We start from the raw sequence: 10823 nt of genomic DNA, 5'->3' as shown, positions 1-10823 counted from the left end.
TGCGAGCTATCCATCCCCGAACTAGAAGTACGGGGCTTTCCGCTCAATTTGGTAAAAGAGCGGTGTGTCATCGGGCAGTGTTTCCAGCTCACAAGGTTTACCGTTAATAGTGACGTTTGTTTGCAGACGGATATGTCTTTGCATCTCATCAAGTTCTGCGATTGACAGCAGCCTCTGTTCTGCTGCATCCAGCAGATTCTCCGGCAACAGGGAGACCTCCGGTTGCGGTGTGGTCACTGTGTAATCAGATTTCGTAATGAATGACAATGATGCCCAATGTAATCACTCAGTGGCTTCTTTTGTTTTATTAATGCATCGTCGCTTGCCGCAACCATTGGAGCGGCTGGAACTGCTTGCCAGACAGGCGTATCCTTTTTCTGATGATCCGGCTGTTTGCCCGGATACGAATGATTTGAGTCTGATTGAACTGCATGTGTTACTGCAGTTTTATTTTGGTGGCAGCTACTTTGCCCAATGGGACTATCCATTTTATATATGCCCGAGTTAAAGTCAGCAGTGATTGAAAAGTTTAATTACTTAATCCACTGATACTAATTAATAGCCAGCATCTTAATAGCCAGCGCCTGAATTTTTTAATGATCCTGGGGTCAAAAAAATTACACAACCTTAACTATGACAAGGATGTTTTTATAAAGTTCACTGAAAAAAACTTTCATGCGTACAATACCGCTACAACCCATAAGCCTTTGCGTTAATGGAAGTACCCGTTTACAGCAAAGACACTGAAAATCGTGGTAATGAGGCCGCCAAAGGTAATCCAGTATTGCCGGTGCATGGAGTCCATTTCAGCGCGAACTGTGGCCACATCGTTACGAACATCTGTTATTTCTGCACGCAAGTCTGTGAATCCTTTGTGCATATCAATTCTCAGTTCGTGGTAACGTTCATCGGTGCGTGCTTGGATTTGCAGCATAGCTTCTTGCAAGACGAGTATATCTTTTTTACTGGCATTGTATTCAGGGTCAAGGGAAGCACTGACCCTGCTGGCCAGCTCTTCATCGATACCAATGCGCTTTAGCTCTGAGAATAACGACTTTTCCATAACCACCCCGGCAAAAACTGAATCACAGCGTAGATCAGGGATGACGTTTCGACCACCCGGAAGGAATAGACCAAAAAGCCAATGTTCTGACAGGCCAAAGATGCCGAACAAAAGAACAAAAAAAAGCTCACGACTCTTTTGCAGTAGCGGGTTTTTTTTACCCGCTGCAACCGTTTGTTTTTGAAAAAAACACGCTTATTTTTTTGCTCTATCACCTTCTTAGTCTAACTTTCCTCTCAAGAAAATGAATGCCTGAGCACTACGAGCAACAAACTATTAACGTATCCATGTGGGATCTAATGAAGAAATCATTCTCTGCGGTACTGCTTTTAATGCTTTCGTGGCTGTCTGCCGTTTGCCAAGCCGAATCATTGACGGGCGACTCGTCATACCTTGCCGACACAAACGGCTATGCAGAGTCAACTTTTCCTCCTCATGACAACCCATTTAATCTTGGCGGTTACGGGGTAAAAACCTCCTTTTTTGAGTCGATCCCGTGGCCATTGATTCACGCCGCTCACTTTCTGGTTGCTTACGAAAGGGTTGTGACCACCAATGACGCCGCTCTGAACACCAAAGCCTATTCATGGATACCTGTGGAAGCATTTTTCGCTGTTGGCTGGCTTTTGGAAAGATATTGGAACGACGATTCGCTGCAGCTCAACCCAATGGATCAATCGGAGTCAAGTCAGGATCACCCATTTGAGATCACCACTATGATGCTCCCCGGGCAGGGGCAACAACAAAATGGCCAACAACAAAGTGGCCAACAAAACCCGCCATCAGCATCATCCGGCCAGCAGGCCTCTGGATCAACCACGCAACTCAAAGGCTCTTCTTTCAGGTTTATGCTCTCCGGCTCTGGCGACGACGGTAACCAGGGCCCTGAACAACAACAGCATACATACGGTTTAAATTGTCACGTCGATTCCTGTAATGGCGTTTGTAAACTCCAGCGCCCGTCCGGTAGTAGCGATTTAGCTGAAGGGGGCCAGCAAGACGCTCCTTCCCATGCTCGAAGAGAGATTGAACCTTGGTTAGCTCGTCTGTTGTTCGGTAACATAGGTAGTGACCCGTCCCGAAATCCTCATTTACCCAGCCTTGAAGAGTGTCTTATTAGAATTGCTCATCAAGAAACCGGGGCGTTATCAGATTTTGAAGAATTTGATCCTTCAAGTGTTGACGAAAAAACATTATCCAGACTTTCATCTGAATTTTTCGTTCGTCCAATTTTAAATTTTCTGAATTACAGAATCCTCATGAATAAACACGACACTAGCGACGAGTACGTACATCTTGCTGCTGCAATGTGCCATGCCCTGGAGAATGAATATGAATGTATTGTTGACTGTTGTGCCAATTGTGCCCATAACTTCGAATTAGGCTTCAGCCACCCGCTTAGCCGTATGGCCGAGTTGTTAACAAAACCTGATTCACGTCACTTGAACTTGCATCAGTTCAGAGTAGATGTCATCGAAGGCTTGAATACAGATCGCCAGACGCTTGTAGAGAAGATTGCCCGTCGAGAGTCAGAGCGTGTAAACACTGTTCTTCAACAAGGCTCATCCATAGAAGACAAGTATGAGCCGGTTGGTAATTTTGTATTAATTTTCTTTGCCCTTTCCGCCAACAAACGAGAAGAAGCAGGTGATTTTTTCAGGAAGGTTTGTTTTACAGATGCAGACGGCAACAGCATACCCCGTAATCCTCCCCCAGAATACAGCACAGAGTTCACAACTGAACCCACAGATACTTATAAATATGTTTATTCTTCAGTAAGGAATATAAAAGATACTACTCATTTACAAAGACTCGTTAATCAACTTGCAGACTATTTAGTTCCAGATAAGGGCGCTGCCTCAACAAGTTGTGGAAATAAGCCCAACCGGAAAACCGCTGGTGAATGATAAAGGTCTCCAGGAGACTATCAAAGGTGATCTAATGCAAAACTCGTTCACTATGGCGCTGCTGATACTGTTTTCATGGTTCTCTGTCGTCTGTCAGGCCGAATCATTGAAGGGACATTTGGTTGTCGGGTTTCAACAGGATGGAAGCTTTTCAAAAGAGAGCTTTTCTATAAAGCCAGACCAACATACATTGGGTAACCCTTTATACCTTGCCGACACAAACGGCTATGCAGAGTCAACTTTTCTGCCAGATGACAACCCACCCGGACCTGGCGGTTACGGGGCAAAAAACTCCTTTTTTGAGTCAATCTCCTGGCCATTGATTTACGCCACTCATTTTCTGGTGGCTAACGAACTGATTATGACCACCAGTGACGCCGCTCTGAACGCAAAACCCTATTCAAGAATACCATTAGAAGTGTTTGTCACCCTTGGCTGGCTATTGGAAAGATATTGTTTGCCGCAGTTCAAGCCGATGGATCAACCGGAGTCAAGTCAGGATCACCCATTTGCAATCATCACTATGATGCTCCCCGGGCAGGGTCAACAACAAAGTGGCCAACAAAATAGTGGCCAACAAAACCCGCCATCAGCATCATCCGGTCGGCAGGCCTCTGCATCAAACAACCTACTTAGAGGCTGTTTTTTCAGATTTACGTTTTCCGGCTCTGGCGGCGGTAACCAGGGCCCTGAACAACAACAGCACACTTACGGCTTCAATTGTTACGTCGGTTCCTGCCGTGGCGTTTGTAAAGTCCAACCGCCATCCGGTAGTAGCGAGTTGGCTGGAGGGGGCCAGCAAAACGCTCCTTCCCATACTCAAAGAGAGATTGAACATCCGATACCTCGTCCGTTGCTCGGTCATGGAGGTGATGACCCGTCCCGGAATACTCATCAACCCAACCTTGATCTTTCAGAGGACGACGAAGAAATACCTTTCAAAGTTTTGGATAAGTTTTTTGTTAATCCAATACTACATGTGCTGAATTGCATGAGGCTCGTGGATAAACAAGAAATTGGCGACGTGTATGTCCATCTTGCTGCTGCGATGTGCAATGCCCTGGAGGAAGACTATGAATATATGGTTGATTATTGTGCCAGTTGTACCCATACCTTCCGCTTTGGCTTCACCCACTCCCTTGCCCGTATAGCCAGGATGTCAAGAACATTTCACGCACGTAGAAGCTTTAACTTGCAACAGTTCACAAGAAATGTCATCGAAGGTTTGTATACAAATCGAGAGGCTCTTGTAGAAAAGATTGCCCGTCGAGAGATAGAGCGTATAAACATTATTCTTCAACAAGGCTCATCCCTGGAAGACAAGTATGAGGCGGTTGGTAATTTTGCATTAATTTTCTTTGCCCTTTCCGCCAACAAACGAGATGAAACAATTGATCTTTTCCGGGAGGCTTGTTTTAAAGATGCAGATGGCAACTGGATAACTCGGGATAATGAACCCACAGAACCCTCTGTATATTTCACAACTGAACCCACAGAAACTTATAAATCTGTTTATTCTTCGATAAGGAATATAAAAGATATTACTCATTTACAAAGACTGGTAAACCAGCTTAAAAACTATTTAATTCCGGATAAGGACACTACTTCAACAAGTTGTGAAAATAGCGCCACCCAATGACCATTGGGTGGCGAACTGCTGCGTTCGCCACTCATTATTAACCCCTGGCGAAATAACTGTTCATCACATATCCATATTTGGTCGTATGCTCAGCCAACACCTTCCCCAATGCTTCACCGTATTCACTGCGCCAGTCGTTCATCAGCTCTGCCAGAACCGAAGCCCAGGTCGTCACTTTGACACCCGCCTGAGTCAAACGCTGTATTGTGACTTCCTGAACCGTTTTATTCCAGGTGCCCGAGGCATCGACCACAGCGTACACATCGTAGCCTTCTTCGACGGCGGACAAGGCCGGAAACAGTAAACATACGTCGGTTACAACACCCGCCATGATGATTTTTTTACGGCCTATTTTCTCAATCGCTTGCTTAAACGTCAGGCTATCCCAGGCATTGATCTGCCCTTCACGTTCAATCACTTCCCCACCCAGTACGTCGGTAATTTCAGGCATCACCGGACCATTTGGCCCCTCGGGTAAGCTGGCGGTCACCACCGATGGCAAGCCAATGGCTTTTGCCGTTCTGGTCAGACCGACAATGTTGTTTTTCAGCACGGTCGGGTGTTCATCACCCAGTCCAACCATCAGCCCTGTCTGGTGGTCAATCATTGCCAATACAGCGTTGTCTGGCGTTAAAAATTCAGAGTATTTTTTGGTCATGATCACGTCCTTATTATTATGTCTTTTTGATTAGAAAGATTCGGTAAAAATTAAGATCAGCTGGCTGTCCTGATGGGCGACAAAGTTCAATTCAGTCGTTCTCACCAAAGTGCCGGCCTGGATGGTTTCGTCATTGATGCTTGCCTCTCCGGTACTGAGGTAAGCCATAACTTCGCCACTATGCTGTGTCTGATACTCCTCTGTAGCCTGAACCATTTCGATCACGGTGTGGCTATCAAACGTTTTCGTCTGTTTTTTGCTTCCTCCATAAATACGTGTCCTGACGTTGGCTTCGGGGGTATAAGCTTTGTAGCCCGCCGGCTCACCTTCTGTTTCTGGCAAAACCCAGAGTTGAATCAATTGATTGGCCGTTCCATCCGGATTCACTTCGTTGTGTGTGAATCCTTCTCCACCCGCTCGTTGTGCCTGCGCCTCTCCAGTGATCAGGCCTCTTCCATGTTCCAGAGATCCACCATGACTCACGCGACCTTTTGCCATGACACTGATGACGTCGATCTCATGATGCGGGTGCATACCTGTCTCACCATGAGGCAAGAACCTGGCATCAGCAAGATAAACGAAGTTGCCAATACCATTCGCTGTCTCAGGGCGCTTGCGAGCACCAAATACCCGATAATCGGTAACGACCTGTTTTTCTTCCAGTCCGGCGAAACCACCCTGTGGCAGTTGGTCTAATGTCAAAATTTCCATCGCTCAATCCTTGATTGTTTCGTTAAGTGATGAAGCTAGATTAGTTTGTTATCTAAAATTGATATATATTCATTCATACACAACACTGTTCAATATTTGATAACAAATGACTGACCTTAACGATCTTATGGTGTTCGCAACGGTAGTAGAGAGAGGCAGCTTTACTCAGGCTGCGGAAGTAATGAATACGCCAAAATCCAACATCAGCCGCAAGATCACCCGGCTGGAGTCCCAGTTGGGTGTGCGGCTATTGGAGCGTTCCACCAGAACGCTGCATCTGACTGAAATCGGTCAGCGCTACTACACATACTGCAAAAGGATCAAAGAGGAATATGAAGCCGCAGGCAGCGCAGTGGAATCCATGTTAGAAAAACCTCAAGGGCGCCTTAGAGTGTGCACCTCTCTCGGTGTCGGTCAGGCATTACTTGGCGATCACCTTGCCCATTACTGTCAATGCTACCCTGAGGTTGAACTTGATCTTAGTTTGACCAATCGACGTGTTGATCTGATTGAAGAAGGGTATGATCTGGCGTTTAGAATCGGAGACTTGCCGGACTCCGGACTTGTTGCCAGAAAACTTTGCTCCATCCGTCTGCGTCTATATGCGGCTCCGGGTTTTGCAAAACATAACATCAAAACGCCCAGTGACTTGTTAGAGCATCCATTAATGTTGATGAGTGCGAAAGAACGCAGCCCCGATTGGCATCTCTTTTGCGCAGATGAAACTGCGACCTTGAGGTTTGAGCCGACTGTGCGCTGCGATGACTTTTCCATGCTGATGAGAATGTCCATCAAAGGACTGGGCATCACCGAACTGCCGGAGTATATGGCAAAGCGTGAATTGGCAAAAGGCACACTCATCAATATTCTTCCCGATTGGCAATTTGAGCCTGTCGACTTATATGCACTGTACCCCAGTCACCGTGGCTCAACACCCAAAGTTCGAGCACTGCTCAACCACCTTTCAACAGAGGGTTTCCAATAATGGAGTTGCCAGATGACAGCCTTGAGCCGATAAAAAGCCTTGAGCCAATGAACTGCCCTGCACCGGTAAAAACCATCCTGAAGAAACAATGGGACGAGTTTCTGGAAACCTGTCGGACAAAAAGACCTGACTGACAGGCCTGACTCATTATCTCCCGCATTTCTCGCTCAACTTTATAAAACCTGGGCAGGCAGCGATTTTGCTTTTGAACAATGCCTGAAGCATCCGGATCTTGTTTTCCAACTCCACCAGAATCCGGATAGGTTAGAAACAGCCAAACCTGACAGGCACCAACAGGCACTTCACCTGCTCACTCAGGACGCAGCACTCAACGAAAACGACCTGATGTATCAACTTCGGGTATATAGAAACCGGGAGATGGTCAACATCATCTGGCGCGACCTCAACCGTCTGTGCACCATGCAGGAAACCACGCAGGATCTTTCTGCCATGGCCGATGCCTGCGTCGATCAGGCACTAAACTGGCTCTATCAAGAAGCCTGCAAAACCTGGGGCACCCCAATGGGTGCTTCTTATGGTGAGTCGCCTCAACCACAAAAGATGATCGTACTCGGCATGGGCAAACTGGGAGGGCAAGAGCTGAACCTTTCCTCCGACATCGACCTGATGTTCACTTACCCCCACAAAGGTGAAACCGTCGGTGGGAGCCGCTCTCTGGATAATCAGGAGTTCTTTATCCGGCTGGGGCAGCGTCTGATCAAAGTCATAGACAGCCAGACAGTCGACGGCTTTGTATTTCGGGTTGATATGCGTCTAAGGCCTTATGGTACCAGTGGTGCTCTGGCAATGAGTTTTTCCGCTATGGAGCAGTATTACCAGGATCAGGGCAGAGACTGGGAGCGCTACGCCATGATCAAGGCCAGAGCTATTGCCGGAGATATCCCTGAAGGTCAGAATCTGCTCAACATTTTGAAGCCATTCACTTTTAGAAGGTACATTGACTTCAGCGCTATTTCTGCACTCAGGGATATGAAAACCCTGATTCAAAGAGAAGTGAAGCGCAAAGGCATGGAAGGCAACATCAAACTGGGTCCTGGCGGCATCAGAGAAATTGAGTTCATTGCCCAATCATTCCAGCTGATACACGGCGGCCGGGATCGAAGTCTACAGGAGAAGGGGTTGCTCACTATCCTAAGCCTGCTCTCTCCCCAATACCTGCCAGAAGAAGTCACTCAAGCGTTAACTGACGCCTATATCTACCTTCGCAATATTGAGCATGCTATTCAAGCCTTACAGGACAGGCAAACACAGGAGCTGCCGGTGGACAGCCAGCAACAGGAAAGAATTGCTTTTAGCATGGGACATCAGGACTGGCCTTCCCTGATGAGTACGCTGGATGTTCACAGGGAGCAAGTCGTCAGCCACTTTGACGAAGTCGTGTCTGTACCGGAAACATCCAGCGATCAACAGCAGACGGTACAGGAGCACTGGAAACTGCTGTGGCAGTGCAACCTCACCGAAGACGAGGAATTAAAACAGTTTCAGGAGAACCATTTTTCAGAGCCACAAGCGTCGAGGCGACGCCTGTTAGCGCTCAGGGATGGCAAAGCCATTACCAGAATCCGCCGCCAAAGCCGTGAGCGACTCGATCATTTCATGCCGTCACTACTGGAGCACATTGGTCAAAGTGAACAACCTGATCTGGCTCTGATACGCATCCTTCCTCTTATTGAAAGCGTTTTGCGCCGAACAGCTTATCTGGTTCTACTGATGGAAAACCCCAAAGCACTGGAACACCTCATCAGCCTCTGCATAGCCAGCCCCTGGATAGCAGACCAAATCGCCCGGCACCCGGCCTTGCTGGATGAGTTCCTGGATATCGGTGACCTTTATAACCCACCCGAAAAGGCGGAACTTGAGCAAGATCTCAGACAACAACTGACGCATATTCCGGAAGATGATCTGGAAGCCCAGATGGAAGCACTGCGCTACTTTAAGATGTCACATCTGTTGAGAGTAGCGACAGCACAGGTCGCAGGGACATTACCCTTAATGAAGGAAAGTGATTATCTGACCTGGATTGCCGAAGCGTTGCTGGATCAGGTGGTCGGCCTTGCCTGGAAAACCATGATTGAGCGGCACGGACATCCTGCGGGTAAAGACGGTTCTATCTGTGACCCCGGCTTTATCATCATTGGCTACGGCAAACTCGGCGGCATTGAACTTGGCCCTGGATCAGATCTGGATCTGGTGTTCGTGCATAATGGTGCCACCCATAAAGAAACAGACGGCCCGCGCCCTATAGAAAGCTCCACATTCTACACACGACTGGGTCAGAGAATCATACACATCCTCACTGCTCAAACCCCTTCCGGAAGACTCTATGAAGTCGACATGCGTCTCCGTCCTTCCGGTGCTTCCGGAATGCTGGTCAGCTCACTGACGTCTTTTGAAAAGTACCAGCGCAATGAAGCCTGGACCTGGGAACATCAGGCTCTGGTCCGAGCCAGGGCAGTGGCTGGCGATAAACAGCTGACAGCACAATTTGAATCACTGCGAAAAAGCATTCTGGCTACTGACAGGGAGCCTGCGACCTTAAAAGAAGAGGTCATCAAGATGCGTCGAAAGATGAAAGAACATCTGACAAAATCCCGACGGGATAAACGAGTCCAACCCCTCTTCAATCTAAAGCATGATCGCGGCGGCATTGTCGATATCGAGTTTCTGATGCAATACGCCGTATTAGCCCATGCACACTCTCACCCCGAGGTTGCGCGTTTCACGGATAACATTCGAATCTCGGAGTCACTGGAAAAAGCCGGCTACCTGACTGCCCGTGAAGCTGAAGGACTCAGAGAAGCTTATAAATTCCTGAGAAAAGCGGCTCACTTAAAAGCTCTGCAAAACGAGCCATCCTTTGTGGACATCCTCCGGGTAGAGCCCTTCACCCGACAGGTTGAAGCACTTTGGCAACAATGGATGGAATGAATGTCCCGGCGCAGCGCTTGCGACAGGCTCAGCGGTTTGGAATCATCAGCAAAGTATGATCCAATACCCATCTGCCTGCCGATTACCGAAGCACAGACAGAATCATGGTCGCCCTATCCACAGCGGCCTGCCAGCCAGGCCTGAGACCCACCCGGCTGAGTAGCCATGAGCACGAAACAGCCGTGAGCATAGATAGCATGAGCATAGAAAGACTGCCGTCGCCCAAAGCAACGAATAGACTTTCACAAAAAACAGGGTCTTCAATAAAATCACAATACCACCATGAGAAAACAAGGCTGCCCCGTTGACCATGAACATAGCCGCATTCTCATGGTTGAAATAACTGGATTGCATCGGGAGTTTTCGCATGTCCTTCGCCGATAGAGATGGCGTTATTTGGTTTGATGGCAAGCTGGTTCCATGGCGAGAAGCACAAACCCACGTTCTGACCCATACCCTGCACTATGGCATGGGCGTCTTTGAAGGTGTTCGAGCCTACAACACCGACAAGGGCCCCTCTATTTTCCGCCTGGAAGAGCATACTGACCGACTGTTCAGAAGTGCCCACATTCTGGGGATGAAGATCCCTTACTCCCGTGAAGAGCTGATCGAAGCTCAAAAGCTGGTGGTTCGTGAAAACGGTTTGGACAGTGCCTATCTCCGCCCCATGTGCTTCCTGGGCTCTGAAGGCATGGGCCTTCGTGCAGAAGGACTAACGGTTCATTGTATCATTGCAGCATGGAACTGGCCTTCCTACATGGACCCGGATGCCAAAGAAAAAGGTATCAAAATCCGTACCTCTTCCTACACCCGTCACCACGTCAACATCACCATGTGCAAGGCCAAGGCGAATGGTAACTACATGAACTCCATGCTGGCACTGCGTGAAGCCCTGGACAGTGGCTGTGAAG

The 10823-nt window shown here is 48.1% G+C and carries 11 protein-coding genes; 7 read left to right on the top strand and 4 right to left on the bottom strand.

What is annotated here, in order from left to right:
• Positions 1-21: 21 nt before the first annotated feature.
• Positions 22-237 (bottom strand): hypothetical protein, encoded by a 216-nt coding sequence (locus KDK16_RS09465; protein WP_257275779.1) that lies wholly within the window; start codon positions 235-237, stop codon positions 22-24.
• A 19-nt stretch (positions 238-256) separates the two neighbouring features.
• Here KDK16_RS09465 and KDK16_RS09460 point away from each other — a divergent pair, with 19 nt between their 5' ends.
• Positions 257-508 (top strand): hypothetical protein, encoded by a 252-nt coding sequence (locus KDK16_RS09460; protein ID WP_257275778.1) that lies wholly within the window; start codon positions 257-259, stop codon positions 506-508.
• A gap of 204 nt (positions 509-712) precedes the next feature.
• Here the strand turns inward: KDK16_RS09460 and KDK16_RS09455 are convergent, their stop codons facing one another.
• Positions 713-1063 (bottom strand): hypothetical protein, encoded by a 351-nt coding sequence (locus KDK16_RS09455; protein ID WP_257254105.1) that lies wholly within the window; start codon positions 1061-1063, stop codon positions 713-715.
• A 248-nt stretch (positions 1064-1311) separates the two neighbouring features.
• Between KDK16_RS09455 and KDK16_RS09450 the strand changes: the two genes are divergently transcribed.
• Both KDK16_RS09450 and KDK16_RS09445 read left to right on the top strand, forming a co-directional pair.
• Complete coding sequence (locus KDK16_RS09450; protein ID WP_257254103.1) at positions 1312-2970, top strand: hypothetical protein; 1659 nt, start codon at positions 1312-1314, stop codon at positions 2968-2970.
• Positions 2971-3004: 34 nt separating this feature from the next.
• Positions 3005-4609: a hypothetical protein gene (locus tag KDK16_RS09445; protein ID WP_257275777.1), complete on the top strand. Its 1605-nt coding sequence runs from the start codon at positions 3005-3007 to the stop codon at positions 4607-4609.
• Positions 4610-4646: 37 nt separating this feature from the next.
• Here the strand turns inward: KDK16_RS09445 and KDK16_RS09440 are convergent, their stop codons facing one another.
• A complete protein-coding gene (locus tag KDK16_RS09440) occupies positions 4647-5267 on the bottom strand; it encodes an isochorismatase family protein (protein ID WP_257254101.1) in 621 nt (206 codons plus the stop codon).
• A gap of 30 nt (positions 5268-5297) precedes the next feature.
• Positions 5298-5978 carry a pirin family protein gene (locus tag KDK16_RS09435; RefSeq protein ID WP_257254100.1) on the bottom strand — a complete coding sequence of 227 codons (681 nt, stop codon included), beginning with the start codon at positions 5976-5978 and terminating at the stop codon, positions 5298-5300.
• Between the two features lie 106 nt (positions 5979-6084).
• Here KDK16_RS09435 and KDK16_RS09430 point away from each other — a divergent pair, with 106 nt between their 5' ends.
• The 4 genes from KDK16_RS09430 to KDK16_RS09415 all read left to right on the top strand — a co-directional run.
• On the top strand, positions 6085-6963 hold the full coding sequence (locus KDK16_RS09430; RefSeq protein WP_257275776.1) for a LysR family transcriptional regulator: 879 nt from the start codon (positions 6085-6087) through the stop codon (positions 6961-6963).
• On the top strand, positions 6963-7097 hold the full coding sequence (locus KDK16_RS09425; RefSeq protein ID WP_257275775.1) for a hypothetical protein: 135 nt from the start codon (positions 6963-6965) through the stop codon (positions 7095-7097). Before KDK16_RS09430 ends, KDK16_RS09425 begins: the two co-directional genes overlap by 1 nt.
• The gene (gene glnE / locus KDK16_RS09420) at positions 7090-9912 is read left to right on the top strand and encodes a bifunctional [glutamate--ammonia ligase]-adenylyl-L-tyrosine phosphorylase/[glutamate--ammonia-ligase] adenylyltransferase (protein WP_257275780.1); all 2823 of its coding nucleotides are present in this window, start codon (positions 7090-7092) and stop codon (positions 9910-9912) included. The genes KDK16_RS09425 and glnE overlap by 8 nt, the downstream gene beginning before the upstream one ends.
• A gap of 367 nt (positions 9913-10279) precedes the next feature.
• The coding region (locus KDK16_RS09415; RefSeq protein WP_257275774.1) for an aminotransferase class IV at positions 10280-10823 on the top strand (544 nt) is incomplete at its 3' end.

It is taken from the genome of Endozoicomonas sp. SESOKO4, from assembly GCF_024606275.1.
Note: the sequence above shows the minus strand (reverse complement) of the source record. Positions and strands in the feature narration are given on the sequence as shown.